Source organism: Afipia sp. GW821-FHT04G03 (genome assembly GCF_059419985.1).
Window position 1 is genome coordinate 143430 of record NZ_JBWKSV010000004.1, and the last position, 26664, is coordinate 170093.

Genomic DNA, 26664 nt, shown 5'->3' on the forward strand with positions numbered 1-26664 from the left:
CCTGGCGCGCTGCGGCTTGGCATCCAACCAAGAACGCCGCCCGAGCTGACTACGCGACCCTTAATGCAATAAGGGGTTAGCCGGACTTGGCCATGGAGCCGATCGCTGCAGTCTGAGCTCTAACGCTTTCCGAACTAGCACTGCTTCATCCGCTCGATCATCGTATCGCGCATAACAAATTTCTGAATCTTGCCGGTAGCCGTCATCGGGAAGCTGTCTACAAAGACAACAAGCTTCGGAATTTTGTAATGCGCTATTTGCCCCTTACAAAAATCTCTCATTTCCTCTTCGGAAGACGTTTGTCCGGCCTTCAGGCTTATCCATGCGCAGAGTTCTTCTCCGTACTTTTGATCGGGTACACCAAAAACCTGCACGGTCTCGATCTTGGGATTCCTGTAAAGGAATCCTTCGATTTCAGCCGGATAAATGTTCTCACCGCCACGAATAACCATATCCTTGATGCGGCCTACGATCTGAAAGTATCCATCGTCATCCATGACGGCCAGATCACCGGTATGCATCCAGTCTGCAGCGTCGATTGCCATGCTTGTCTGAGCGTCATCATTCCAGTAGCCGCGCATAACATTGTATCCTCGAGCAAGAAGCTCTCCGGACTGCCCGGCCGGAACAACACGTCCCGCGTTATCCACGATCTTGATCTCCACATGGGGAGCAACGCGTCCGACTGTGCCAACCCGTCGCTCGATCGGATCGTCTTTATCCGTCTGAGTGACCGTTGGACTTGTTTCAGTCATGCCGAAACCAATGGTAATTTCCGTCAGCCCCATTTCGGTGGTTACGCGCTGCATCAGTTCGAGTGGGCAAGGGGCCCCAGCCATCATTCCCGTTCGAAGGCTGGACAGGTCGAATTCTCGAAATCTGGGATGCTCAAGCTCGGCGATAAACATCGTCGGGACACCGTGCAGTGCCGTGCATTTCTCCGACTCAACAACTCGAAGCACTTCGAGCGGATCAAACAGCTCTCCTGGGAGCACGACCGTCGCCCCGTGTGTTACACATGCGAGAACACCAAGGACCATTCCAAACGTATGAAACAGCGGAAGCGGGATGCAGAGCCGATCCCGCTCGGTGAATCCCATTCTTTCGCCTACAAAGAATCCGCTGTTCAGTATTCCATGATGTGTCAGCGTGGCGCCTTTCGGCAGGCCGGTTGTTCCACTCGTGAACTGAACATTTATCGGGTCATCAAACTGAAGATCGTCGCACTGCTTTCGTAAGGAAATCAGATCATCGTCATTGGCTGTTCGAGCGACATCGTGGAATGGGACTCCCGCTCTGTTGCATCGATCGCCACCAATGACAATTAAGAACTCCAACAGCGGTAATCGAGAAGCTTTTTCGTTTGAATCTTGATTGAACAGCTGGGGTGCAAGGCCCTCCAGCATCTCCATGAAATTTGTTGTCTTGAGTGACGGTGTCGCAATTATCGCTCGGCAGCCCGATTTACTCAGGACATGCTCCAGTTCGGAGAGGCGGTAGGAGGGGTTGACTGTGATGAGGATCAAGCCCGCTATCGCCGTGCCGAATTGGGCGATCACCCATTCTGCATTGTTCTGAGAGAGGATGGCAATGCGGTCCCCCGGTTGCAGTCCCATCTTCTTGAGACCAGCGGCGAACCGTTCGGCATCACGATATAGCTCGCGGTATGTTATGCGAACATTCTGGAACGGAACTATGAGCGCCTCGCGATCTCCGTGTTTTTGGCTGATAGTCGAAAGAAAGGATCCGATCGTCTGCCCGATCAAAGGTGCGGATGACGCGCCATGCCTATAGCTTTGCTTGAGATCCATGATAGCCACCAAGAAAATGAAAAGTCTGCGGAAAGCTCGGAAGCAACCTCTGACATCAGCCAGAGGTTGCTTCGAACCAGACGGTCGGGAAAGTTAGCTCAAATATCCGAAGTCACCGTGCCGTCCGGTGCCTCCCACAAATCGCGTCGCGCCTGCGATGCCCTCGCCTTGAAGAGGCTTCTCTCCGTTCACCCATTCGACAGCCAGCGCATCCCTCACCTGGAGACCGTATGTTTCATAGACCGATTTGCGGTCTGCTTTCACACACTCAGGCGGAAACCGCCCGATCTCGTGAGCAAGCGCTTCGGCCGCCTGCCGTACCGTTCCAGCCGGAGCGACTCTCTCGCAGAGTCCGATCCGAAGCGCTTCCTCGGCACGCACGGCGCGTCCGGTCATGATAATTTCGAGAGCCCGGCCCTGACCGACGAGTCTAGGTAGCCGCACAGTGCCTCCGTCCAACAGCGGCACGCCCCAACGCCTGCAATATACGCCGAAGTAGCCGCTTTCTGCATCGACAACCCGGAGGTCGCACCAAAGCGACAATTCCATTCCTCCAGCAACTGCGGGACCATCGACCGCAGCGATTGTCGGCTTGGTTGTCGAAAGCCGGGTCGGCCCAAGAGGACCTCTCGGCATTGGCTGTCCCGCAGGCACCGGCAACTTAAGGCTGGTCAATTCCAGATGAGCAGCTCCTGCACTTGCGTGCTTGAGATCCCAGCCGGCGCAGAACGCTCCGCCGCTGCCAAAAAGCACTGCAACCCTGGCGCTATCGTCATTCTCAAATTTCTGAATCTCCGCAACAAGCAAATCTGCTGTTTCTGGGTTCATTGCGTTACGTGCTTCCGGCCTGTCGATAATGATCGTGGTGACAAAGCCGCTTTTCTCGACGCGAACTGTCATTCTAGCTTCCTCTCAATTTCATCGCTGGCACCCGTGAAGCCCTCACGAGGTCGTCGGTATCAGGTCAAGGTAAAATGAATTGAAGTCAATTCAATTATTGCTGTCAAGCTCGACATTTGCGAAAGTGTGACTATTCACTGCATTATGACCAACCGTTGGGCATCTTACGCGGGCAGCGAGACTGGCCTGCGCTCCCGCAGCTTGGCGCTGTAACAATACACGAAACGCGCGTGAAGCTGACCAAACCCGCCGTCACCCGTGAACAGGTCTACAAGTTCGCACACGGTTGCATCAAAGGCGGCGAACCGGAGTGCGGCGCTGCTGCCGTGATCTGCTTTGAATGGTTGCAGCGACCGGAGAATGTCATCGCGGGCCACATCAGATGGTCCGGTTATCGCACGGGGCCGGCGCCGACCATTCAGATTGAGCACCACAAGACCGGTGCCGTCATCGAACATCCGCTCGAGGAAAATCTCGACGATGGGACAATCGTCAGATTTTACGAAGACGCCGAAGCGGTGCTGTCGCATCTCAAGCGGCGCGGCACTCCCATGATTTTGCGCGAAGTCGAAAAGGGCAAATCGAAGCCGTACTCGTTCTCCGGAATGCAGAAGATCGTACAGCGGATGCGCAAGGACATCGGCCTGCCCGTCGAGTTCACCCTGGACGCATGTCGCCACGGCGGCATGACGGAATTGGAAGAGGCGGAGCTGACGGACGGTCAGGGCCGCGCCCTGTCTGCCCATAGGACCAAGGAGAGCTATGCCGGCTACGCCAAGCGGACAGCCCCGCGCGTGCTTTCTGCCACACGAAAACGGCACGCTCACTGGCTGGCGAACCAAACGGCAACATCTATTCAGAATGAGGCAGGTGAGCCCGTTCAGAATGAAAACCTGCAAAACGAGAAAAGTGCCTGAGCCGCAGGGCTTTTAGCTGGCTGGCGACGCAGTGCTGATCGCACCCGTCTCTAAGCGAATTCCCTGGTAACAGGGAATTTTACAGGGAAATTCGCGATTTTGGCCTCCCCAGAGGAGCTTGGAGGCGAGAAACCACTGCGGCGCAGCGCTTTTGGCGATAATTCCCTACAAAATTAACAGGGAACGCATTTCGAAGAACAGGGAAACCTCGCGCGGACAACAGGGATCTAGGTGAGCGCTGAATTCTTACACGCTTGAATAGGCTCTGGCGGACGCGATCTGTTCTCGCTCTCGATTTGTAGATGAGGAGAGCGAGATGGCGAGCAAGAACGGAGTGTGGAGACGTCAGGGCGAGACTTTCTGGCGGGCACACCATGAGGCGTGGAAGCGTAGTGACTTGAACCAACGGCAGTATTGCGAGGCGGAGGGTATTCCGCGCAAGGCCTTCGAGAACTGACGCGCGATTTTTGAGGCTGAGCCGCAGCCTCCGGAACGCAAGCTGCTTTACCGGCGGCGCAACTTAAGTCCTCCCTTTAGTCCGCCGCTTAGTCCTCTCGTTAGTCCGGGGGCTTATCCCTCCTCGTGGTCGGGAGCGCCGATCGTGCAGCGCTGGCGACCGGCCCTGGCCGGATGATCTGAGACGGATTGAATGGTGCATTCGGAGCGGCGGAAGCGGACACGAGTCGGCTACACTCTATCGTCATGAACATCGATCTCACCGCCCTGCCGGCCGATGTAGAGACGCTGCATCGCCGAGCTCTATGCGATCGAGGCAACGATCCGGGGCAAGACCGCCGACGCACGGCGGGACGTACGACAAGTTCGCTCGTTGCCGCTGGTTGCTGCGATGAAGGCCTGGCTCGAGACGCAGCTGACCCACATCCCGCCGCGCGGCGGGCTTGCCGATGCGATCCGCTACGCACTGACCCGCTGGAGCGACCTCAGCCGGTTCCTCGATGACGGGCGCATCGAACTCGACACCAACACCGTGGAACGCGCCATCCGCCCCATCACACTCGGCCGCAAAAAAACACCTGTTCGCCGGATTCGATCGCGGGGCTGCGCGCTGGGCGACCATCCGCTCCCTTATCACCACGGCAAAGCTTAACGACGTCGAGCCCTTCGCCCACCTCAAAGACGTGCTTATTCGCATGTCCAACGGTCATCCTATGAACCGACTTGACGACCTGCTGCCCTGGAATTGGACCCCGTCAAATCCCGCAACCTGATCCCACGTGTCAGGAACGGACGCTTACGCAAGCATCGCCGGATGAGGTTTTCGGTATGCGCCCAAGGACGCCTTGCGTGCCGCTGCGCCCGCCACCGCAGATCAGTCCGAACGGAAGACGCCCGGTCTGATCTCCACTGCGGGTTCGGACGCTAGTGACGCTTCTGATTCCATAGCCAGTTCCTTAGCCCGCCCCGTTACCCGGCGCAGCAGGACAGTTTCTTCACGTCTCTGTCGAACGTCTGTGCCGCGAGCTTCAGGCCCTCGACGGTCGTGAGATAGGGGAAGATCGTCTCCGACAGATCATCAATCGTGAGACCGCAGCGGATGGCCAAAGCCGCAGTCTGGATGCTATCGGCACCCTCTGGCGCAAGAATATGCGCTCCGAGCAGCTTGCGCGTTACCCCATCCGCGATGAGCTTGATAAGCCCCCGTGTGTCGCGCGCTGCGAGCGCACGCGGCACGTTGTCGAGCGAGAGCACCGAAGTCCGCACGGCGTACCCGGCGGCACGAGCTTGCGATTCCGTCAAACCGACACTCGCCACCTGAGGGTCCGTGAAGACAATGGCGGGCATGGTGGTGTTGTCATAGCGCAGGCTGTTGCTATTCAGTGCGTTCTTGGCCGCAAGCTTTGCGCCATAAGCCGCCATGTAGACGAACTGGTCCCTGCCCGTCACGTCGCCGGCGGCATAGATGCCGGCCTTCGAAGTGCGCATGCGGTCGTCGATGACGATCGCGCCAGACGATGTCTGCGCGACGCCCACCTCCGGAAGCCCGAGCGTTTCGGTATTCGGGGTGCGTCCTGTCGCCACAAGAATCCGCTCGGCGGTCAATATCTCTGGACCGCCGTTGCGAGTGATCGTGAGTGCGACGCCGCCATCCTCGGTTTTGTGGACGAAATCGTAGGCCAAGCCACCCACAATCGTGATCCCCTCGTCGGCCAGATAGCCCGCGAGCGCCTGCCCGATCTCCGGCTCGGCCTCCGGCAGGAGGCGACTCCGGAAGACGAGCGTCACCGCCACGCCCGCGCGTGCAAAGGTCTGAGCAAGCTCAGCTCCAATGTAGCCGCCGCCGAGCACGATCATCGAGCGCGGTAGCTCCTTCAGCGACAACGCCGTCGTGCTGTCGAGAGGCGCAACCTCTGCGATGCCTGGGATGGTGGGTAGCGCAGGCCGCGCGCCCGTCGCTATGATGATGCGGTCCGAGACGAGGCGCTGATCGTCCACGTCGACGCCTCCTTCGACGAGGCGCGCCCGACCTTCACGGTAGGCTATGTTGTTGTATTCGGGCAAAAGATCGGCGTACTTCGCCTGACGAAGGCTGGCGACCAGCGCGTCCTTCTGGGCGATCTGTGCGGCCCAATCGACCACGCGCGCGCTGCTTTCGATGCCGTCGAACTGAGCCGGGGCGGCGTTAGCGTGGTGCATCGCCTCTGTAGCTCGGATCAGCGTTTTCGACGGCACGCAGCCAATGTTGACGCAGGTGCCGCCAATCGCGCCGTGCCCGACGAGCGCAACGCGCGCGCCCTGCTCGGCGGCAGTGATCGCGGCCGAGAAGCCGGCGGAGCCGGCGCCGACGACAACAAGGTCGTAGCCGCTGCTGCCGCCATTCGTGCTCGGGGTACAGCAGTCGTTCATGGTTTCAACTTTCGTGTGTTCGCATCCACGTTGCAGGAGTCAGGGCCGCACAGCAGACAACCGGAGTACACCGTGCCCCGATGATGATGAGTTTTGAGACGGTCATACCGACGCGGCCTTACTGCACGATGCGCGAGGGATAGCCAGCGTTGGTGGTCGCCGAAATGAGCGTCGGGACGTCCGTCCGGCTATCCTCAAACCGAACCTTTGCAATCGCAGCTCCATCTGCCTCCGACATCTGAACATCGAGCACGCCGGATATGCGGGTGAGAGAGCGTTTCACGATCGGGCCGCAAAGTTCACAGGTAGCGTTGGCGACATTGAGCGTCACGGTTCGCTCGGTGGCTGAAGCCGCACCGTATGAGAAAAGGACAACGGTCAGGGCGACGAGAGGCAGAATTTTCATGGCATGTCTCCTAGTTGTCAGGTGTCGAGGAAAAGGCGACCAATGTGGGGGAAGCCCAGGGCGATTATGATCAGGAGCGTCGCGAACCACAGCCCGACCTTGGCGGTCCGACGAGATGACGGGCTGGCGCAGTAGGAGCCTTCGACGCAATCGGCCGTCTTCGGTTTGCGGTAAACGGCATAGTAACCGCCGCCGAGGCATGCGACCGCGAGCCCGATAAACAATGGCTGATAGGCCTTGAGCGCGGTCAAATTGCCGATCCATGCACCACTGACGCCGGCGAGGAACAAAGCGAACGGGACCACGCAACAGGTCGCGGCGCCAAGGGCCGCCAAGATGCCGCCAACCGACAGCAGCGCTACGCTGTCAAAGCGCCTCTGCGTCGACGTAGCCTTGCTTGGCAGCACAGTCGCCTCGTCTCGCATCGTCATTGAGCCCGCTCCCGCGATTGGTCTATGGTGACCCTAGTGCCTGTAGCGACTACAGGGTCAACCGGGAACTTCTCACGGGTGTGTGAGGCCAATAATGAACCAGAATGAAGATTTTTCGATCGGGGTGCTGTCAGAGCGCAGCGGAGTGAATATCGAGACCATCCGCTATTATGAGAAGATCGGTATTATGCCGTCGCCCGCCCGCAGTGCGAGTGGTTATCGCCTCTACGGCTCTGACGATGTGAGGCGGTTGCATTTCGTTCGTCGCGGTCGGGAACTTGGATTTGCTCTCGACGAGTTGCGGGGATTGCTGCGTCTTGTCGATGGGCACACCTACAGTTGCGAGGAGGTACATGCGCTCACAGTCGAGCATCTCACGGATATTCGTCAGAAGATCGTTGATTTGCGACGCCTCGAACGAGTGATGTCGGACATGGCTGCACAGTGCACGCGGGATCAGGTTCCGGAGTGTCCGATCATCGATGCGCTGTTCGAGATGATGCCCGTCGCAGGACAAACGCGTCGACCCAGCGCTCGCACCGTAAAAGGCACTTCACCACGATGAATATGCCGACTTCGATGCTCTTGGTCGGCAATTGGAACAATGAATAACCGCCAATGTTGGGAAGTTACCTCTGGGCTACGACCTACATTCCGACCGAGCAAATTTCGAGTGGCCACCCCCCGAAACTCTGTGGCTTTTATCTAACCAGGTCGACCTTTCTGCGTCGGATTCTTCTCGTCACGCCGATCGTTCTTGCTCTGCATCATTCGGTTGCAGTTCTCCATCATCTGGTTCATCTGGCCCATCATACCCATCATTGCTTTCATATCACCGCTCATCATGCCGTGATCGCTGGCCTGCGGAGTCGATGGCGTCGGCGTATCTTGGGCGCGAGCAACGGGACCAAGAGCCAAGCCTGTTCCAACGGCGAACAAAACGACTGCTAATGTTGCAACTGTTTTCATGGAAGATTCTCCTCTCTGTTCCAATTTACGAATGAACCGACGTGCGTCTGCGCGCGCCAGTCAATCGGTTCGGTCGCGCATCTATGTTGCAGTTCAAGCGGCTTACCTGATCGAGATGGTAGGATCTTGGTTGACTCCGTACCTGGATCATTTGGCGATTGCGCCCCGTGTTGTTTCATGCACATGAACATCATCAACATGCAGGGAAGAAACGCCAGGATAGGAAGGAACCCCGCTGCTGCCAGCCAGTTCCAATTCAACGCAACGCCGGCAGAAACTCCCGCGCCCGAGAAGAGATACAGCGCCAACCGATACCGAGTGAAATAGCTCGTCACAGTATCGCGAGGTCGAATGCCTGCCCGGCGGGTGGTTGCGTTGTGATCAATCAGGATCATACAATTGTTCTTCCCTTTGGTGAAAATGCAGAATCGTCGCTGTGAAAGGATTGCTGTGACCATTCTGGATCCGAAACCGTTTCCGCTTCGAACCAGCTCTTTGCACGCTCGTCTGATGCATACGTCTTTTGGTTAGTGCGCATCATAATCTCAGGTGCGCGTCATCGGAGAGATTTTGGACCGCCCTGATAGCGCCACACGTTGCCACCCTCGGCGGGATTTTCTGGCGCAGACTATTACGGATTCCGCTTCATCTTCGGACCTTTGGAGCGGTGCTGCGAGAAGGCCGCGCCCGCTCGTCTTGGAGCACGGGGGCAAACGGCAGCACCGTGCTCTCCGTGGGGATTACCACAGCGGGGGTGCGGGCCTCATTTGGCCAATACCTCTTGTCCGAAATTGTCGGGCCCGCCTGGGCGGTTGCTGATATCGCTACAAGCGGCAGCAAGAGCGAAATCGTGAGAAAGCTTTTCTTTAACATGGTCCGGCTCCATTCCCTTGGAAAGGCACGTCATGTGCGCTTCTACAAATGAGTTCGGAGCAAATCGTCGGCCGGTTACAACCTCACGCTGACGTGAAACGACCAACAAAGCCCGTTACCACCGCAACAGCCGCGGTCCCAATATTGCGCCCGCGAACGTGCAAAGCACAATCGTGCCACCGTACCAGACCGCAACAAACGGCAATGAATCGTCCGTGCAATGAAGCGCATAAGCCATTGCGCTTACACCGCCGGAAATGAGGCCGGCGAAAGCACCCGCTCGGACAAGATTTGTTGGGGCAGCTTTTCGCACCGCCCAGATGGTGATTGCGAAAGGCACGATTGCGATGATCGGAATCGAGAGAAGACATTCAAGCCACTGATCGCCGACGATCATCTTGTCCCAATGCGAGCTGGGCGCAAGCCCAAGGCTGATTGCAGCAAGGAGTACAACCGCTACGAAAGGCAATGCAACCAAAACTGCCGAGGTTCTGCGCTCTCCTCCCGGGCGGGCCAACCGCGTCAGATAAACCGATGCCACGCCGACAGTCCCAACCGCAAACGCGAGCTTTAGGAGGATAAAAATCAAGGCACGGGACGTCATCAAGTCCGGCCGAACACCCAGTCCGACGAGCATGATGCCAAGCGCCAACACTGACGCAGCCGCAACGGCGATCCCAACCGTACGAACGACCAGCCGACGGTCGACCGGCTCAACGTTCGTACTCAGCATCGCAACCAAATCATCTGTCTTCATGTTCTGGCTTCCCGGGCAATCAAGGCAGCCAGCGCCTTGAGCCCACGGTGAATGTTCACTTTTACGGCCGATTCCGAAATACCGCACCGGTCTGCAGCTTCAGCGATGCTCCGTCCGTCCAGTTTCACCGCCTCGATGGAACATCGCATTTTTTCCGGCAGCCGCTGCATAAGTCGTCTGATGTCGTATGTACTCTCGGCGCTGAGATTATCATCGTGCGCCACGATGGTGTCAGCCTCGTCGATAGGTACATCGGCAAGTGATGCGCGAGTCCGACGTAAGAAATCGATCAATTTGTAGCGCGCGATGGCATGCACCCACGGCGTCAAAGGCTCGGCGGGGTCATAGGTATGGCGCTTGAAGTGGATCGCCAATACCGCTTCTTGAACCAGATCTTCGGCCTCTGCTGCGCCCCTCCCAATTCTCACGAGCTTGCCCTTGTAATACGCGCGCAGACGGCGGCTCAACCGATTGAGCAGCGCGCGGTGCGAGGCCGCGTCGCCATCCAAACTTGCAAGCATCAGTGCCTTGAGTTCGATTTCGTTGGTCGTCATACTTGCATTATCTCTATGAGTTCGCTGATCCAGCCGGTTTGGTTACAGTTGACGGCGCTATCAATGGAAAATAGTTGGCCCGCTGCCGCGCCGTTGTCGATTGATGGGCTTGGAGCTCATCAACATTGCGGTGAGATGGCCCCGCTAATCTCTTCTGGTGCGGCAAAGATCACGTCAGCCCTGTCTCCCATCATTCCGGCCGCCACGATCGCCGGAGCGCCCTTCTGTGGCCCATCGTCACTCACGTCGGTCTTGAATCTCAGATTTCGCTCCCAGAAATCGCGCGTTTTTCCATCCGCGGTGATCACCCGGTAGGTGTCTCGGCAGTGCGTGATCGCCGTCACCCGTTGGTCAGACTCGAGTTTTTTGAGATTTTGGACAGGGCCACCACCCATCATGCCCATCATCCCGCCCATTTGACTGCCGCGTTGCGCAGTCGATGGCGGAGCATGACCTGGCTGGGTCGCTTCCTTGAGAAACGCCAGAAGATCGCCGCGCCGTCCTGCGTCCTTCATGCCAGGAAACGTCATCGTGTTGCCTGGAATGAGGTGCTGCGGATCCCGAAGCCACTCGTTGAGCGTGGTGCCGTCCCAGATGATTCTCGATGACTTGAGGGCTTGTGAGTAGCGGCTGAAGCTCGGCAAAGAGCCAGCTTTTCGATTCCACAGCCCAGCGAGACTTGGTCCCGTCATGTTTCGGTTCGGCGCGAGCGAATGGCACGGCGCGCAAGCCTGGAAACTCCGTTGGCCACGGGATGCGTCGCCTAGCTGTGCCTGTGCAGAGGGCAGGAACGCGCCTGTCACCAATGCGATCATGATCAATCTGTTCATCGCCGACCTCCCTTGTCTCCATAAAACAGATATTTGACGAGTGCTGCTGCCGATAGGATCAAAACAACGATGATCAGCAGCCACAAAAGCCCCATGCCCCATATCATTCCAGGCGCCATACCATTCATCATGGTTCACCTCACTCGGCGGGTTCCGAAACAAGTCGCGAGTCTTCCTTGGCCGGCTTGATGGCCCGCGATGGCGAATGATCGTTTTCGTGATCATTGGGCGGCAAACGGAAGCCTTTGATCAATCCATAGATCGCGGGAATCACGATCAGCGTCAGCAGTGTCGACGAGATCATGCCGCCGATCATCGGCACCGCGATGCGCTGCATGATCTCGGACCCGGTACCAGTGCTCCACATGATCGGCAGCAGTCCCGCCATGATGGCCACGACCGTCATCATCTTCGGCCGCACCCGCTCCACCGCGCCTTCCATGATGGCGTCGTAGAGGTCGTGACGGGTCAGTGTTCGCTTTTCGGCGTCACGCTGCGCCTTGATCTCGGCAAGGGCTTGGTTGAGGTAGATCAGCATAACGACGCCAGTCTCAGCCGCAACACCCGCCAACGCGATGAAACCGACCGCGACTGCAACGGACAGGTTGAAGCCTAGCGCCCACATCAGCCAGATGCCGCCGACCAAGGCGAACGGCAGCGACAGCATCACGATCACGGTCTCGGCGATGGAACGGAAGTTGAGGTACAGCAGCAGAAAGATGATCAGCAGCGTCACCGGGACGACGATCTTCAGGCGCGCCGTTGCGCGTTCGAGATATTCGTACTGACCGCTCCACATCACGTAGTAGCCTGGCGGAAACTGGACGCTGGCCTGCACCGCCTGCCGCGCGTCGGCAACATAACTGCCGAGATCGCGGTCACGGATGTCGACGTAGATGTAAGTCGCCAACTGTCCATTCTCGGTGCGGATCGATGTCGGCCCTCGCGCCGGTTCGATCTTGGCGACCTCCCCAAGCGGCACTGCACCTCCCGCCGGCATCGGAACCAGGACGTCGTTGGCGATGGCCTGCGGATTCTCGCGCAGGTCCCGGGGGTAACGCATGTTGACGCTGAAGCGTTGTCGGCCCTCCACTGTCGTGGTCACCGTCTGGCCGCCGAGTGCGGTCGCAATCACATCCTGAACGTCCTGGACCATGATGCCGTAGCGCGCCAAGGCCGCCCGGTCCGGTGTCACGTCGAGATAGTAGCCGCCGATACCCCGCTCGGCATACGCCGACGATGTTCCCGGCACAGCCTTTAGAACCTGCTCGATCTGCTTGGCCAGTTTGTCGATCTCGACCAGATCTGTGCCGATCACTTTGACCCCAACCGGCGTGCGAATTCCGGTCGATAGCATGTCGATGCGCGCCTTGATCGGCATGGTCCAGGCATTCGAGACGCCGGGGAATTGCAACGCCTTGTCCATCTCTGCGATCAGACTGTCGACCGTGATGCCGGGCCGCCACTCTTCCTTCGGCTTCAGGTTGACGATGGTCTCGAACATTTCGGACGGTGCCGGATCGGTCGCCGTCAAAGCCCTGCCGGCCTTGCCGTAGACTGACGCCACTTCCGGGAACGACCGGATGATCCTATCCTGCATCTGCAGCAGTTCACCCGCTTTGGTCACCGAAATTCCCGGTAGCGTGGTGGGCATGTAGAGCAGCGTGCCTTCGTTGAGGTTGGGCATGAACTCGGTGCCGAGCTGACGCGCCGGCCACACTGTCACCACAACAATTGCCAGCGCGATAAGGATCACCAGTGCCTTGGCACGCATCACGGCCTTGATCACCGGCCGATAAATCCAGATCAGGAAGCGATTGATCGGGTTCTTGTGCTCGGGCACGATTCTGCCGCGCACGAAGATGATCATCAGCGCCGGCACCAGCGTTACCGACAGCAACGCTGCCGCCGCCATTGAAAAGGTCTTCGTGAACGCCAAGGGGCTGAACAGCCGGCCTTCCTGCGATTCCAGCGTGAAGATCGGCATGAACGACACGGTGATGATCAGCAGGCTAAAGAACAGCGCCGGCCCGACCTCGGACGCTGCCTTTATCAGTATGTCGACCCTTGACCGTTCGGGTTCAGCCCGCTCCAGATGCTTGTGTGCATTCTCGATCATAACGATCGCTGCATCGACCATGGCGCCGATCGCAATCGCGATGCCGCCCAGACTCATGATATTGGACCCCAGCCCGAGCAGCTTCATCGCACCGAACGCCATCAGCACGCCGACCGGCAGCATCAGGATGGCGACGAGCGCGCTGCGGACATGCAGCAAGAAGACGATGCAGACCAAGGCGACGACCACACTTTCCTCGAGCAACGTGTGCTTGAGCGTAGCGATGGCCGCGTTGATCAGGTTGGAGCGGTCATAAACCGGGACGATCTCGACGGATTTCGGCAGGCTGCTGGCGATCTCCTTGAAGCGCTTCTTCACATTCTCGATCACATCAAGCGCATTAACGCCGAACCGCTGCAGCACGATGCCGCTGGCAACCTCTCCCTCGCCGTTGAGCTCTGTGATGCCTCGGCGCTCGTCCGGACCAAGCTCGACGCGGGCAACATCGCGCAGCAGAACCGGCGTGCCGTTGCTGGTCTTCAGCACGATGTTGCCGAGGTCGTTGATGCCTTTAAGATAACCTTTGCCGCGGATGACGTATTCGAACTCGGAGAGCTCGACGGTGCGGCCGCCGACATCGGCGTTGCTGGCGCGAATCGCATCGCGCATCTTCTGCATGGAGATGCCGAGATCGCGCATGCGCTGCGGATCAAGGATGACGTTGTACTGCTTGACGAAGCCGCCGACGCTCGCCACTTCGGCGACGCCTTCGGCCTTGGCCAGCGCGAATTTCAGATTCCAGTCCTGGATGGTCCGCGTGTCGGCGAGGTTCAGCGCTTTCGATACCACTGCGTACTGGTAGACCCAGCCCACGCCTGTAGCGTCGGGACCGATCGTCGGGCTTACGCCGGCGGGCAACCGCGAGGCCGCGCCGTTGAGGAATTCGAGCACCCGCGAGCGAGCCCAGTAGATGTCAGTGCCATCCTCGAAGATGACGTAGACGAACGAAACCCCGAAGAACGAGAAGCCGCGCACGACTTTGGATCGGGGCACGGTCAGCATCGCGGTCGTCAGCGGATACGTGACCTGGTCTTCGATCACTTGCGGCGCCTGGCCGGGATATTCGGTGTAGACGATCACCTGGGTATCGGAGAGATCCGGAATCGCATCGAGCGGCAGATGAACGAGGGCGTAGATTCCCGCTGCCGCGGCAAAACCCGCGCCAAAGAAGACGAGCAGCAGGTTACGAGCCGACCATGCGATGAGGCGCGCGATCATTGCTGGCCTCCCGCTTCAGAAAATCCCTTGAGCGCAGCCTTCAGGTTGCTCTCGGCGTCGATCAGGAAGTTCGCAGAGACGACAACCGGCTCGCCTTCCGCGACACCGTCCCGGACTTCCACGTAGCCGTCGCCACGATGACCGAGCTTGACCTCACGTGGCTCGAACCGCCCTTGTCCTTTGTCAACAAGTACTGATTGTCGTTTCCCCGTATCAAGAACGGCGCTGGCAGGGACAACGAGGACCGGCTCCGGATTGCCGGTGTTGATTTCCGCGTCCACGTACATGTCAGGAAGCAGCGCGAGATCAGCATTCCCAAGTTCGATCCGGACGCGGGCGGTGCGGGTTTCCCGGTTCACCTGCGGGTAGATCACGGATATCTTCCCGGCGAACTCGCGACCGGGAAAGCTGCGAGCCTTCACGGTGACGGATTGCCCGACGGCAATGGCGCCGAGGTCACGCTCTGCGACATCGACCATCGCCCACACCACGGACGTATCCGCAACCCGGAACAACACATCCCCGGGCTGCGCGCGCATACCTTCGATGGCGTTACGTTCGAGCACAATGCCGTCGCGCGGCGCCGACCAGTCGATGGTGATCGGAACAGTGCCGCTCTTCTCCATGGCCGCAATTGCTGTGTCAGGGACGTCGAGGTTCATCAGCCGCTGACGCGAGCCGCGACCATACACGGCGACGCCGCTCGTCCCTTTCGACGTGATGGTGGCTATGTATTCGGCGGCCGCCGATGCCACGGATGGGCTGTAAATCTCCATCAGCGGCTGGCCCCTTTTGACCTGGGTGCCCGTGGTCACATCCGCGACCTTCTGCACCCAGCTCTCGGCTCGCATCGAGATGACCGAGATGCGGCGCTCGTCAAGTTGGATCGTCCCGGGCGCCCGCACCAACGTCCGGATCACTCGCCGTGACGCGGGTTCGGATTTGACGCCGGTGCGCTGGATCTTGCCGGGGGAAAGCTTGACGGACCCGTCGTCGGAATCGTCACCTTCAAAGACAGCGATGTAGTCCATCCCCATCGAGTCCTTCTTCGGTGTCGGCGACGTGTCCGGCAGTCCCATGGGATTGCGGTAGTACTTGATTTTTCGCTCCGTAGTGCCGCTGGCGGATGCCGCCGCTGGTGGCATTGCGTCCGGAGCTGCCTCGCCAAAACTGACGTCGGCGCCCGCCGGAACAGCACGATAGTCGCGGCCATCCCCGGTCTTCCTCGGCGTCAGCGAATATGCAGGCTTGCCGTCCGGATCCTGAAAATAGATCGGGGCGGAATTTCCTTCCGCCCTTGCGGGAGTAACCATGGCGAAGGCGCGCGCCGGCGGCCGCTGCGTGCCGGCGACGTATCCAATGCCTGCCGCCGCGATCAACGCGGCGGCAGCGCTTGTGAGAACGGCGCGGGTCATTTCTGCGCCGTGATGACGAGCTTGTTCTCGACGGTGCCGGTCTCGCCCTGAACCTTGGCGCCGAGCGAAAGCTGCCAGCGGCCCGCCATCCCGAACGTCGCCTTGAACTTGTAACTGCCCGGCTCCGCGCCCGGCATCGGCGCGATCTTGGTTGCCATCTCCTGCATGCCGTCCGGAGCCATGTCGAGACGGGTCGCGAAGATGACGGCGTCAGGCACCGGCTTGCCGGTCTTCGTGTTCATCAGTCGGACGGTGATGACCTTGTCGGGCCCGGCCTGGATGGTCTGATCGACCAGCTCGAATTTGTAGTCCTTGATGTCCGCCAGAGCGGCCGTGCTTGTACCACCGATTGCGGCAGCGATCAGCGCAGCCTGGAAGGCCTGCGCGAAGTTAAACGTCTTCATGTTCGTAGTCCTCGATTGTCCTGGGTCTGCCGCAAGGCGGCATGCGTCATCCGCGCGAACTTGCGTCCGCGCGGCAGCAATCGGCGCTTAAGCGCCGGTCAGACCAGGTTTCGAGGGGGGTGATCCGGCGGAGAACCGTCGAGGCCATCGGCGATCCGATCGTCGAAAGCCGTGAGCGGACGGTGTATTGGCAGAGGCGCCAGGATTCCGGTTGCCACAGGAGGCTGCGCCTGTGCAACGCCCAACGCGCACATCGCACGAAGCGGACAATCCTGGCAGTCGTTGCTCTTTTGTGTCTCCGGACAGCAAGGCATGTCGGCGGACATTGCTGACATATCGCTCATCGCCGACATGTCGCCCATCTTTGCTGCCGGCATCAGTTTAGCCGCCGCTGGCGTGGCCAGCGGCGAAGCAACGAGCCCGATGATCGCAAAGACCGCAAACAAACGGCTGATGAATCGGCATAAATTCATAACCCAACATCCCATAGGATCATGGATTTGGGAAGGCAGATCACATCACAAATCCGCCATAGGCGGAAAACGATCAGATAACAGTTACTTGCGACATGGTTAAAAGATCAGTCTCAACCAGCGATATCGCCGCCGATGAACCGCATGTATGTTCGCCGGCTGGAGGCGTCAAAGAGAACGACGTTATAGGGATCGACCCGGCTGCCCTCCATCCCCGGCGATCCCAAAGGCATGCCGGGAACCGCCAACCCGACCGCGTTCGGACGTTCCTTCAATAGTCGTCGCAGCGCGGCTGCGGGGACATGACCTTCAATGACGTATCCATCCGCCTCGGCCGTATGACACGCCGCGAGGTCGGCAGGTACGCGAAGGCGTTTCCGGACCGCATGAAGATCCGCCGTTTCCTCGATCGTCACGGTGAAACCAGCTTCCTTGAGATGGCGCACCCAACCCGAGCAACAACCGCAATCTGGATCCTTATGAACCAAGACAACGGATTCCGCAGCGGAGGTAGCGCCGTCCGGGAAAACCAGTAGCGCGGCTGTTAGCCCCAAAACGCTCCTGCGAGTCAAAACGCCTGGATATTTTCCTGAGCTATCCATGTCGCGGGGTCCGTACTTCGTTGGTCTTCGAGACTACTCCAAACATCTCTCCCTCCGAACAAACTTCTAAGTGATCGATGTCGAAACCGATTCCGCACTGGATTTGGACGCCGCGGGTTGCCTGTCCAGATCCTTGGACCACGATCGGTAGTAGGCGACGGCCGTCATGAGCGCGATTCCAGACACACTCACGATGATCTGCGCGAGAAGCGAGTCGGAGATCAGTTCGAGAAGGAAATGACCGACGAAGGAGAGAAACACTCCGACGCAGAATACTTCCAATGAGCGCTGACCGCAGATGATCAGTGGGCGAAGCCAGCGCGAGGTCAACCCGGGCCAACCGAAGGGGAGAAACCGAACGACTAGAACGGCCAGGGCAACGAAGTGCAGAACCCGATATGGCGCGAGGTTTGTCTTGTCGTTAGGATTGAATGCGCCCAACAGCCCTTCAGGGATTAGCTTTCCAAGCGGCCCTACATGACCTGCAACCGTCATAAGCAGCGCAAACCCCAGATAAACGAAACAGATCGATATGATCGCGGGCGACCGAATGAATCTCTGCAGCCGCGACGCTCCACCGAGCGCGCTCCAGGCCCCAAGCACGAAGAGGAGTTGCCATGTGAACGGGTTGAAATACCAAACACCCGATGGGTAGGCGGGAAGATTCCATCCGAATTGGCGTGCAGCGAAATAGATGACGAGCAAGCTCGCGATTGCAAGGTCTGGCCGTTGAAGCATCAGCCACAATACCAGCGGAAATGCAGCCATCAGAACGATATAGAGCGGGAGAACGTCGAGATTCAGAGGCTTGAATTTGAGCAGCAGGCCTTGCATTAAGGTCTGCATTGGACGATCGATCAACCCTGCAACGTTGAATTCATCCACAAGGTGAGAATGATTGTAGGCTTCCACGACCCAGCCGATTGCCGCGATATAGAAAACGAACAGCAGCACGTGCGCGATATATAATTGCCAAACGCGTTTTAATAGTCGAGCGGTTCCTGCAACGAAGCCTTGGACGAGCATGCTCTTGGCGTAGACAAACGCGGCCGTATAGCCGGAAATGAAGACGAAGATATCCGCTGCATCGCTGAAGCCATAATTTCTGGTCGTGAGCCACGCGACCGCGTTATTCGGGATGTGATCGAGAAAGATTGCCCAGTTCGCAAGGCCGCGGAAAAGATCGAGGCGGAGATCACGGCCATTGGCAGGAAGGAAAGCACGAATTGTCATGAAAACTCTTGGCGACGGTTTCAGAAAGGCGGGGACGTTTACGTTGGTGACGATTCGACCGGGGAAAGGCACTTCGCCTCGAACGATAGCCCGATCAGGCGCTAGACATCGATCTTGCGCCTGACCGATTGTCAGCTCATCTAGCCTGCCATGGCGCGGCAGCTTTCCGCGCACTGCTTGCAGGCCTTGACGCAATCGTCCATGCTGCCGATGCGTTCGCAGTCCTTCGCACACTCGGTGCAAATTTCCGCGCACTCGCCGCAGACGTGCTTGTGGTGAGGCGTATTCAGCAACATGAAATGCGCGGCCGTGCGGCAGATTTCGGCGCAGGCCATCATAAGCCTGAAGTGCTGGGGTTCGACGTGTTTGCCCCCAGTCTCCAGGCAATGGGTCATGGCTGTTCCTAGACATACTTGGTAGCAGCGCAGACATTCATCGATGCAGCTTTGCATTTCTTTGCTCATTTGATTCATTGAGCTCTCCTGGGTTTGATGGCTGCCCCTTATTGCACGTTGAGAACTAGTGTCAGGCCGCCCGCTCCTTTCTGCTCGACATTGTTGTTGGTGGTGTGATGCGGGATATGACAGTGCACCAGCCATTTCCCGGGTTTGCGCGCTGTCCAAACCACGTCGTATCGCTGTCCTGGTCCGACGTTCACCGTATCGGCAAAAAACCGCTGGTTTTCTGCCAACGTCTCTCCGTCGCGGGCCACTACCTGGAAAGGCCCGCCATGAACATGCATAGGGTGAACGAAGTTGTTGTTGGTGCCGATGAAGCGAATCTTGATGGTTTGCCCAACCTTCATGAAGACGGTGTCTGTCTCCGGATACGACTTCCCATTGATGGTGAAATAGTTCGGAAGGCCACCCTCCATCAGCATCGCGGGATAGGTGAGCCATTCGCGCTTGAGCCATTCCTGGAGCTGGATAGTGTATTCGAGATCGGCTTTTACATCGGCGGCACTGTCCTTCGGCGCAATCAGCAACGCGCCGTAAAGGCCTAGGCCTTGTTGACGATCGGGGTGGTCGTGGCTGTGATAAAAGTAGGTTCCGCTTTGGCTCACGGTGAACTCGTAGGTGTATTGCCCGCCCGGCGCCACGGGCGGCTGGGCTATCTTGGCCGGGCCGTCCATCTCGTTTGGTACGATCAGACCGTGCCAGTGCACAGTCGTGGATTCCGGAAGGTTGTTGCGGAATTTGATCCGGACGTGATCGCCTTCGGTCAATTGAATCCGCGGGCCCGGCACCTGGCGATTGTAGGCATAGGCCTCTACGGAGACATCCGGAAGAATATTCCAGCGTATGATCGAAGCTTCGATATCGAAGACCTTCACCCCGTTTTCGATGCGCGGCTCAAGAACGTTGTCCCCTCGGGCTTCGGCAGGCGCCTTATAGACCACTTGCCGGGGATTGACCGCCGCCATGTCTTTCATGGCTTCGCCGGGCGTGTCGAACGTCATGATCATGCCCGGCGGCATAATGGCGCCGCCGACGTCGCGTACGCTCAGACCTAGATTGACCTTGAAACCTGGGAGCACCATTCCGGAAATCAGGAGGAATGTCGTCACGCCGGCGAGCGCAGCTAACTGTGGCGTTGTCGCGTCGCTCGTCATTTGATGACCGCCGTAAGATTTGCGGCCGTTCGCGGCCGTTTGTTTCTGCGGATGGTCTTCGTGTCCCTTCATGTGGCTTATATCCGCAGCCGACATTTTAGCCATCTCGGACTTCATTCCGGACATTGAGCTCTTCTCGCCAGCTTCCCTATCCGAGCGCTCGGTCATCAACCCGTGCTTGATCTTCTTCTTCACCATCCAGACGTTGAACGGATAGGCTGTCGTGAAGCCGACCATTACGCCGAGCGACATCACGCCCCAGAAAATCAGCTCGAGCGGATCCATCGCGCGCATGTCGCGGCCCATCATTAGCAGACTCATGGTCGGGGCCATGCCTGCCATCATGGCGTTCATGCTGATGAACTCCGGCATGAAACTCTTCCGAACATTTTCCCAATACGTACCGCCCATCATCTTCTTCATAAACAATGCTTGAAAGATGAAGAGACCAAACGAGAAGCCCGCGACATACTCGACGATCAGGTCGATCCACATCGGTAGACCGAGCAGTGCGGTCACGGTCGCTGCGAGAATAATGCCGGTGGCGTCACCAGCGACGCAATGAATGGTGCTTCCGATGCCCTGCTTCCAAAGCGGAGACGTGAACTGCTCATGTTCTCCGGGCCGCGGCTCCTTATCAGCGAGTACGTACAGGAGAAGTCCGAACGGACCCATGTACAGGGTCACAAGGATGAAACCCCACTTCATCACGGTCGGTTCGGGATTCCCATTGAACTGGTCGAAAGCGACGTAGGCCGTGGAAGCGGCCGCAATGACGAACCATGCGATCAGAAAATAGTCGTAAGGGAGAGCAATCATCACGATGTCCTCAAGCTGAAGTCGATGCTCGTTCATCCGCCGATTCTTGAGATTCGGTCGCAAGCCGCTGCCTAACCGATTCGTCCCTTTCACTTACGACCGGCAGCATCATGAGAAGGCTTCCGCCTGTGTGCGGCAGGTCGGGATGCGAGGGGATTTCCGCGTGACGGACCTTTGTGAACCCAGCGGCGAGATAGAACGAGATCGCTTCGGCGTTATCGGCCCAAACATGCAAGGTCACGGACGGGAACGAACGCTGCTTGGCCTCATCGACGACCGCGGCCAGCAGCGCGGCCCCCACGCCTAGTCTGTGGTGGCTGCGCACAACCGCGATGTTGTTCAGCAGGAAGCTGGTGGGATCGTTGAGCTCCGTGCGCGGCCGGAGCAACTCTTCACGCGCGGTCAATGCTGCGTCTGCGGTCTCACTTTCGATGAGCTGGGCAGGAAATGCGTTCGCCAGACCAACAATTACCCCACGCGAAACAGCGACCAGACAATTTCGATACGAATACACTCCGGTCGGCGCAGCAACCATCTCGCGGTAGGTTCGAACTGCTCTCACCGAAGGATCGATGCCTCGCAAGATAAACGAAAGCGTATCTCCACCCGCCATGTTGGCCAACTTCGCGATCTGGCGAATGTCACCAATGTTCGCGCGCCTGATCGGAAACCGTCTTTTCGCGAAGGCTTTTTCCGTAGCTATTCTCGTGCCGCCGCTCCCACCCACACCTGTCATCGGTAACTCCACCTTATTGAGAGCAGTCGATCCAGTGATCGTATCCGATGGTCGGACTGCCGCCGCGATGTCGGATCAGCTCAAGGGTCGCTTCCTTGCGGAGCTTTCACCCAATTCGGCGCGACGCCTAGGAACCGCCGCGCCGAAGAGCCGTCACTTTCCTTTTTGCATCTTTGTGATCGTGATTCCGGCGGTCGCCCGTTCGGCTTCGAACTGCACTTTGTCACCGACCTTGACGGATTTGAGCATCGCCGGTTCCTTCACGCGAAAAACCATCGTCATGCTCTCCTCTTCCATATCAAGACTTTTGATGGGACCATGCTTCAATGTTATTTTTCCAGCCGCCTCATCGATCTTCTTGACCTCGCCGCTCGCCATCGCCGCTTGGGCGAGTGCGACAGCGGACGACAGAGCAAGGGAAAGCGCGAGAGTTGCGGCTGCGATTTTGTTGGTCTTCATATTCAATTCCTTTCGTCAGTTGATTCCGGCTCGGGTTACTTGACTAATATCGTGCCGACCATTCCGGCTTCCCGATGACCGGGGATCAGGCATCCGTATTCGAACTCGCCGGCCTTGGTGAATTTCCAGACGATCTCGTTGGTCTTCTTGGGAGCAAGTCGCTTCCCGTTCGGGTCATCGTGCTCCATGTCGGGATTCTTCTTCATGGCCTCGCCATGCTTCAGATTGTCGGCCGTCGTCGCGAGGATGAATTCATGGTCGAGTTCGCCGTTGTTGCGCAGCATGAACTTAACCTGTTCCCCCTTTTTGACCTCAACCTTGCTCGGCATGAACATCATCTTGCCGTCCATCTCACCCATAGTGACCTGAATAATCCGCGCGGCCTTTTTAGGATCACCCGGCTCACCTGCCGAGAATGTTTCGTCGTGGCTATGGCCCGAAGAACCCGCCCCGGCCCAAGCGGACGGGGAGATGAGCACCGCGCCGATAATAGCGATGCAGGTTTTGTGCAGATATTTCATCTCCAAACTCCTTCTACTGTCTTGCTGATTTTCTTCGCATCTATTTGAATTTCAAGTCTCATCTACATTCCTTTCATTCCCTTCATGCCTTTCATGTCGCTTGGTTTGCTTGATTCCTTTGGGCTCGTTGAGCGAGGCGCCTGAGTATTTGGAGCGTCGACTTGGTGCGCGACGGTGCCGTCAGGATGCTTGTAGGGACCGGGATCCTTGTAATCGTCTCGCGCGAGGCCATCGCGGATCTTCATCACCGTAAACATGCCGCCCATTTCGATCGGGCCAAACTGCCCGGTGCCGGTCATCATTGGTAATGTGTTGTCGGGTGCCGGCATTTCCATGTCGCCCATCGCCATTCCTGTCGATCCCATCACCATGGCGTCTGGCGCGAGTTTTCCGACCGCCTTCGCGAGGTCCTTCCTTGAGACGCCGATCAGGTTCTTCACGTCGTGGCCCATCGCATTCATGGTGTGATGCGACTTGTGACAGTGAAACGCCCAATCGCCCGGGTTGTCGGCAAGAAAATCGAACGCGCGAATCGCTCCGACAGGGACGTCGGTCGTCGTTTCCGGCCACTGCGCACTTTCAGGGACCCATCCCCCGTCGGTGCAACTCACTGAAAATTTGTGGCCATGAAGATGAATCGGGTGATTTGTCATGGTGAGGTTGCCGATGCGGACGCGCACGCGATCACCCAAACGAACGGCCAATGGGTCGATTCCGGGAAACACGCGGCTGTTCCATGTCCACATGTTAAAATCGGTCATCTCAGTGACCTTCGGCAGATACGTACCCGGGTCGATGAGATAAGTGCTCATGATGAAAACGAAATCGCGGTCGACGGGACGGAAGGTTGCGTCGCGTGGATGCACCACGATCATGCCCATCATGCCCATCGCCATCTGCACCATTTCGTCGGAGTGCGGGTGGTACATGAACGTACCGCTGTGTTTCATCTCGAATTCATAAACAAAGGTTTTTCCAGGTGGGATATGCGGCTGGCTGAGACCACCGACGCCATCCATGCCGCTAGGCAAGAGCACCCCATGCCAATGCACTGTCGTATGTTCAGGCAGTTTGTTGGTGACGAAGATGCGGAGCTTGTCGCCTTCCACCGCTTCAATCGTTGGGCCAGGGGACTGACCGTTGTAGCCCCAGAGATAGGCCTTCATGCCTTCTGCAAATTCGCGCTCGATGGGCTCTGCAACGAGATGGAACTCCTTCCAGTCGCCGTTCATCCGCCAGGGCAGCGTCCAGCCGTTCAGCGTAACGACCGGATTGTAGTCGGGTCCGCTCGACGGGCGCAGCGGCGGCTGCATCGTCGCCTTCTCCATGATCGGTGCTTCCGGGATGCTGGCTGCCTGGACGCGGCCGCTGATCGCTGTCGCGCTTGCAAGCGCCGTGGCGGTGCCGAGAAAGTTTCGTCGGGACAACATTGGTTTCTCCATTTCAGTGCCCTCCCCCGCCGGACGCCTGCGCGGTCGGCGACGATCTGGTTTCGGGTTGGCTATCGGCGCGACCGCCGCCATTTACTGCGGTCTTCAGTTCAGACTGCGCGAGCCAGAAGTCGCGCTTGGCTTCAATTGCAGCACGCAATGCCGCGATCCGCTGCCGCGCTTCCACCAACAATGCGAACACGTCGATTTGCATGCTGCTGAACCGCAGCTGCATTTCTTGGGTGATGATCTGGCGAAGTGGCAAGACCTCACGCTGATAGTGACCTGCGATGTCGTAGGTAGAACGGTAGACCCGAAACGCATCGCGCGCTTCAGAACGGACGTTGATCGCCTTTTCGGTTAACCGATTAAACGCCAGATTGTAGGTCTCGATCGCCTGCCGGACGCGGACCTCGCCGCCATCGAAAATCGGAATCTGGAACTGGATGTCGAAGCCACGCTCTCGAAGCGGCGGGCTCCCGGAATCTCGAGTTTTTTTGTCGATCCCCGCAACGTCGACAAGCGTGACGAAGCGGGTGGCTTCGGTGAGATTGAGGGACTTCGCGAGAGCAACCAGTTCAATGCGAGCGATCTGAAGATCGACACGATGTTCAACCGCATCAACCTCGATGCCCGGCAACGATAGCGGCCGGCGTGGCAGCATCGGTAATCTCTGCGGTAGCCGGAACCCTAAATCGCCGTCCCACAATCCAAGGAGGCGGATCAAGCGCTCGCGCGAACTGGTGGCGTCCTGACGAAGGGTGGCGAGATCGGCCGTTACTTCTGCATAAAAGACCTGTTCACGGGCCTGATCGAGCTTGTTCAGCGAGCCGGTTTGCCCGAGCTTCAAAGCGAGCTGAGCCGTGGATTCCGCAGTCGATTTGGCATCCGTCAGAAGTGTAACCAATTCGTTGGCGGCGACGGCGCGGTAATATGTGCGCCTGACGTCGGCTGCGAGGCGTAGGGTGCCTTCTGCAGCTCTCAGCTGTGCCTGCTTGAAGTGTTGCCGCGCAATCTCCGACCGAAACGGCAACGTGGCCAGCGCCAGAATATCGGCGGCGACCTGACGCTCGATCTCGACCGCGCCGCCACCTGCGATGCGACTAATCGAGAACGTCGGATTGGGTGGCAGGCTTTCTTGGACGAGGTCGGCCTCGGCCAACGCCAGTTCATTGTACGCCGCCTGCAAGCCCCGATTGTTGAGGAGCGCGATCTGAACGGCAGTATCCACCGTCAGGCCTCGACGAAGAAGACTTTGGACGGCGCCGTTCGCCCATTCTGCGTCATCTGTGCTGCGAATGGACATTACGTCCTTCTTGATTGTCTCGCCGGCCACATTGGCAACGACGGTCATCCCGCCATCTGGGGAGAATGATGCGCATCCGGAAAGCAGCAAGGCGGACAGGAGGATCGCGACGTGCGTTGGTTTCGGCCGATACGTAACTTCGAAAGTGTGGTTCGCGTTGATATGGATCGCTCGGTTCATAGCGCGCTCCTATTGACCGGATTTCGGCTGAGGGGCGACGCGGTCGTTCTGCTCGCGCCATGAAGACGGAGCTGTCGGACGAAGACTTGTGTAAGGAGCCACCGTCGATCGGTAACCGACACCGGCGACCTTCGCGCCCGGGTCGGCGGGATCAGCGCCGACGAGCGGCGCCGTGATCGGCATGCACCCTCCCAGCGTGACGATCGCAACGGCCAGCCCCGCAAGGATCCGAAATCTGAATCTGAATATTTTTCCCGCCACCGAATGAACGGCGGCGAAGTTCGCCCCAAACTGCGCAAGCATGATTTTTTCCTGAACTGCCGATGAACCACAGGTACGCGTGCCCTTAACGGGCGCGGCACCACGTCATTCCGTCAGTTCAGGAAATGGGGGGGCGGTAATGCCGAGGGGGAGCGTTATCGACGACGTTCCGGTAGCTCTCGGACTCGCAGACAGACGTCGGCGTTGAAGATTTGACAATGTCGATGACTGTGGTCGGCAGCGCGCTCAGGCAGACCATCCCGCAGCATTGTCCACCCGAGGCCTTGTGATGAGCAGTTGCAGGATCCGACGTTTCGTCAGCGACTGATGTCATACTGTCAGGGCTGTTCAATTTGTCGAAATCGGCGTTGCCGTCCGGATGTTCGTGTACGTGACCGTCCTTATGAACGTGCTGCGAAGTGCTATATTCATGCACGTGAACAATGCCCAGACCGTGATTCTCGTCGGTAAGGCAAGGCGCCGCACGCGAGCCGTCGGCGAACGCAAAGGAAACGCCCGGCGCCAGGACACAAAGCATATAGACCAGGGCGATCAACCACCCT

General features: G+C 58.4%; 28 protein-coding genes and 1 pseudogene. 5 read left to right on the top strand and 24 right to left on the bottom strand.

Going from position 1 to position 26664, the window contains the following annotated elements; translation table 11 throughout:
• Positions 1-134 precede the first annotated feature (134 nt).
• A complete protein-coding gene (locus tag AC07UB_RS18785) occupies positions 135-1811 on the bottom strand; it encodes an AMP-binding protein (protein ID WP_492792212.1) in 1677 nt (558 codons plus the stop codon).
• A gap of 93 nt (positions 1812-1904) precedes the next feature.
• On the bottom strand, positions 1905-2711 hold the full coding sequence (locus AC07UB_RS18790) for a crotonase/enoyl-CoA hydratase family protein (protein ID WP_492792211.1): 807 nt from the start codon (positions 2709-2711) through the stop codon (positions 1905-1907).
• 230 nt (positions 2712-2941) lie between these two features.
• Here AC07UB_RS18790 and AC07UB_RS18795 point away from each other — a divergent pair, with 230 nt between their 5' ends.
• From AC07UB_RS18795 to AC07UB_RS18805, 3 genes and pseudogenes are all read left to right on the top strand, one after another.
• On the top strand, positions 2942-3628 hold the full coding sequence (locus AC07UB_RS18795; RefSeq protein ID WP_492792210.1) for a hypothetical protein: 687 nt from the start codon (positions 2942-2944) through the stop codon (positions 3626-3628).
• A gap of 316 nt (positions 3629-3944) precedes the next feature.
• The gene (gene tnpA, locus AC07UB_RS18800; RefSeq protein ID WP_002714872.1) at positions 3945-4085 is read left to right on the top strand and encodes an IS66 family insertion sequence element accessory protein TnpA; all 141 of its coding nucleotides are present in this window, start codon (positions 3945-3947) and stop codon (positions 4083-4085) included.
• A 285-nt stretch (positions 4086-4370) separates the two neighbouring features.
• Positions 4371-4857 (top strand): annotated as a pseudogene (locus AC07UB_RS18805) (IS66 family transposase); the annotation flags it as partial.
• 196 nt (positions 4858-5053) lie between these two features.
• Here AC07UB_RS18805 and merA read toward each other — a convergent pair.
• The 3 genes from merA to AC07UB_RS18820 all read right to left on the bottom strand — a co-directional run bounded on the left by merA (position 5054) and on the right by AC07UB_RS18820 (position 7330).
• A complete protein-coding gene (merA, locus tag AC07UB_RS18810; protein WP_494654097.1) occupies positions 5054-6493 on the bottom strand; it encodes a mercury(II) reductase in 1440 nt (479 codons plus the stop codon).
• A gap of 118 nt (positions 6494-6611) precedes the next feature.
• Positions 6612-6899, bottom strand: coding sequence for a cation transporter (locus tag AC07UB_RS18815; protein ID WP_494654096.1), 288 nt, complete (start codon positions 6897-6899; stop codon positions 6612-6614).
• 17 nt (positions 6900-6916) lie between these two features.
• Positions 6917-7330 carry a mercuric transporter MerT family protein gene (locus AC07UB_RS18820; RefSeq protein ID WP_494654094.1) on the bottom strand — a complete coding sequence of 138 codons (414 nt, stop codon included), beginning with the start codon at positions 7328-7330 and terminating at the stop codon, positions 6917-6919.
• 94 nt (positions 7331-7424) lie between these two features.
• On the opposite strand from AC07UB_RS18820, the gene AC07UB_RS18825 reads away from it, so the two are divergent.
• Positions 7425-7895, top strand: a complete 471-nt coding sequence (locus AC07UB_RS18825) for a MerR family transcriptional regulator (protein ID WP_494654093.1) — start codon at positions 7425-7427, stop codon at positions 7893-7895.
• 140 nt (positions 7896-8035) lie between these two features.
• Here the strand turns inward: AC07UB_RS18825 and AC07UB_RS18830 are convergent, their stop codons facing one another.
• From AC07UB_RS18830 to AC07UB_RS18865, 8 genes are all read right to left on the bottom strand, one after another.
• Positions 8036-8299 carry a hypothetical protein gene (locus tag AC07UB_RS18830; RefSeq protein ID WP_034473580.1) on the bottom strand — a complete coding sequence of 88 codons (264 nt, stop codon included), beginning with the start codon at positions 8297-8299 and terminating at the stop codon, positions 8036-8038.
• Positions 8296-8694, bottom strand: coding sequence for a hypothetical protein (locus AC07UB_RS18835; protein ID WP_494654091.1), 399 nt, complete (start codon positions 8692-8694; stop codon positions 8296-8298). The genes AC07UB_RS18830 and AC07UB_RS18835 overlap by 4 nt, the downstream gene beginning before the upstream one ends.
• Before the next feature lie 593 nt (positions 8695-9287).
• Positions 9288-9929, bottom strand: a complete 642-nt coding sequence (locus AC07UB_RS18840; RefSeq protein WP_002714864.1) for an NrsF family protein — start codon at positions 9927-9929, stop codon at positions 9288-9290.
• Complete coding sequence (locus AC07UB_RS18845; RefSeq protein WP_002714863.1) at positions 9926-10483, bottom strand: sigma-70 family RNA polymerase sigma factor; 558 nt, start codon at positions 10481-10483, stop codon at positions 9926-9928. Before AC07UB_RS18845 ends, AC07UB_RS18840 begins: the two co-directional genes overlap by 4 nt.
• 119 nt (positions 10484-10602) lie before the next feature.
• Entirely contained in the window at positions 10603-11313 is a 711-nt protein-coding gene (locus AC07UB_RS18850) for a c-type cytochrome (RefSeq protein ID WP_002714862.1), read from the bottom strand.
• Positions 11314-11452: 139 nt separating this feature from the next.
• Positions 11453-14650: an efflux RND transporter permease subunit gene (locus AC07UB_RS18855; protein WP_494654088.1), complete on the bottom strand. Its 3198-nt coding sequence runs from the start codon at positions 14648-14650 to the stop codon at positions 11453-11455.
• Positions 14647-16065, bottom strand: coding sequence for an efflux RND transporter periplasmic adaptor subunit (locus AC07UB_RS18860; RefSeq protein ID WP_002714859.1), 1419 nt, complete (start codon positions 16063-16065; stop codon positions 14647-14649). Before AC07UB_RS18860 ends, AC07UB_RS18855 begins: the two co-directional genes overlap by 4 nt.
• Positions 16062-16469, bottom strand: a complete 408-nt coding sequence (locus AC07UB_RS18865; protein WP_002714858.1) for a FixH family protein — start codon at positions 16467-16469, stop codon at positions 16062-16064. The genes AC07UB_RS18860 and AC07UB_RS18865 overlap by 4 nt, the downstream gene beginning before the upstream one ends.
• A 312-nt stretch (positions 16470-16781) precedes the next feature.
• Here AC07UB_RS18865 and AC07UB_RS18870 point away from each other — a divergent pair, with 312 nt between their 5' ends.
• On the top strand, positions 16782-17045 hold the full coding sequence (locus AC07UB_RS18870) for a hypothetical protein (RefSeq protein WP_157170045.1): 264 nt from the start codon (positions 16782-16784) through the stop codon (positions 17043-17045).
• 10 nt (positions 17046-17055) lie between these two features.
• Here the strand turns inward: AC07UB_RS18870 and AC07UB_RS18875 are convergent, their stop codons facing one another.
• The 11 genes from AC07UB_RS18875 to AC07UB_RS18925 all read right to left on the bottom strand — a co-directional run bounded on the left by AC07UB_RS18875 (position 17056) and on the right by AC07UB_RS18925 (position 26657).
• The gene (locus AC07UB_RS18875; RefSeq protein ID WP_002714856.1) at positions 17056-17544 is read right to left on the bottom strand and encodes a DUF411 domain-containing protein; all 489 of its coding nucleotides are present in this window, start codon (positions 17542-17544) and stop codon (positions 17056-17058) included.
• A gap of 66 nt (positions 17545-17610) precedes the next feature.
• A complete protein-coding gene (locus tag AC07UB_RS18880; protein WP_002714855.1) occupies positions 17611-18777 on the bottom strand; it encodes an OpgC domain-containing protein in 1167 nt (388 codons plus the stop codon).
• 140 nt (positions 18778-18917) lie between these two features.
• On the bottom strand, positions 18918-19250 hold the full coding sequence (locus AC07UB_RS18885; protein ID WP_002714854.1) for a four-helix bundle copper-binding protein: 333 nt from the start codon (positions 19248-19250) through the stop codon (positions 18918-18920).
• Positions 19251-19279: 29 nt separating this feature from the next.
• Positions 19280-21208, bottom strand: a complete 1929-nt coding sequence (locus AC07UB_RS18890) for a DUF4396 domain-containing protein (protein ID WP_002714853.1) — start codon at positions 21206-21208, stop codon at positions 19280-19282.
• Between the two features lie 10 nt (positions 21209-21218).
• On the bottom strand, positions 21219-21944 hold the full coding sequence (locus tag AC07UB_RS18895; protein ID WP_002714852.1) for a GNAT family N-acetyltransferase: 726 nt from the start codon (positions 21942-21944) through the stop codon (positions 21219-21221).
• A gap of 153 nt (positions 21945-22097) precedes the next feature.
• Positions 22098-22403 (bottom strand): copper-binding protein, encoded by a 306-nt coding sequence (locus AC07UB_RS18900; protein WP_002714851.1) that lies wholly within the window; start codon positions 22401-22403, stop codon positions 22098-22100.
• Between the two features lie 35 nt (positions 22404-22438).
• On the bottom strand, positions 22439-22924 hold the full coding sequence (locus AC07UB_RS18905) for a cupredoxin domain-containing protein (protein WP_002714850.1): 486 nt from the start codon (positions 22922-22924) through the stop codon (positions 22439-22441).
• A 62-nt stretch (positions 22925-22986) separates the two neighbouring features.
• Positions 22987-24354, bottom strand: coding sequence for a multicopper oxidase family protein (locus AC07UB_RS18910; RefSeq protein WP_040301659.1), 1368 nt, complete (start codon positions 24352-24354; stop codon positions 22987-22989).
• A gap of 13 nt (positions 24355-24367) precedes the next feature.
• The gene (locus AC07UB_RS18915) at positions 24368-25840 is read right to left on the bottom strand and encodes a TolC family protein (protein WP_002714848.1); all 1473 of its coding nucleotides are present in this window, start codon (positions 25838-25840) and stop codon (positions 24368-24370) included.
• A gap of 9 nt (positions 25841-25849) precedes the next feature.
• Positions 25850-26143, bottom strand: coding sequence for a hypothetical protein (locus AC07UB_RS18920; RefSeq protein ID WP_002714847.1), 294 nt, complete (start codon positions 26141-26143; stop codon positions 25850-25852).
• 76 nt (positions 26144-26219) lie between these two features.
• Positions 26220-26657 carry a hypothetical protein gene (locus tag AC07UB_RS18925; protein WP_244432852.1) on the bottom strand — a complete coding sequence of 146 codons (438 nt, stop codon included), beginning with the start codon at positions 26655-26657 and terminating at the stop codon, positions 26220-26222.
• Positions 26658-26664 lie beyond the last annotated feature (7 nt).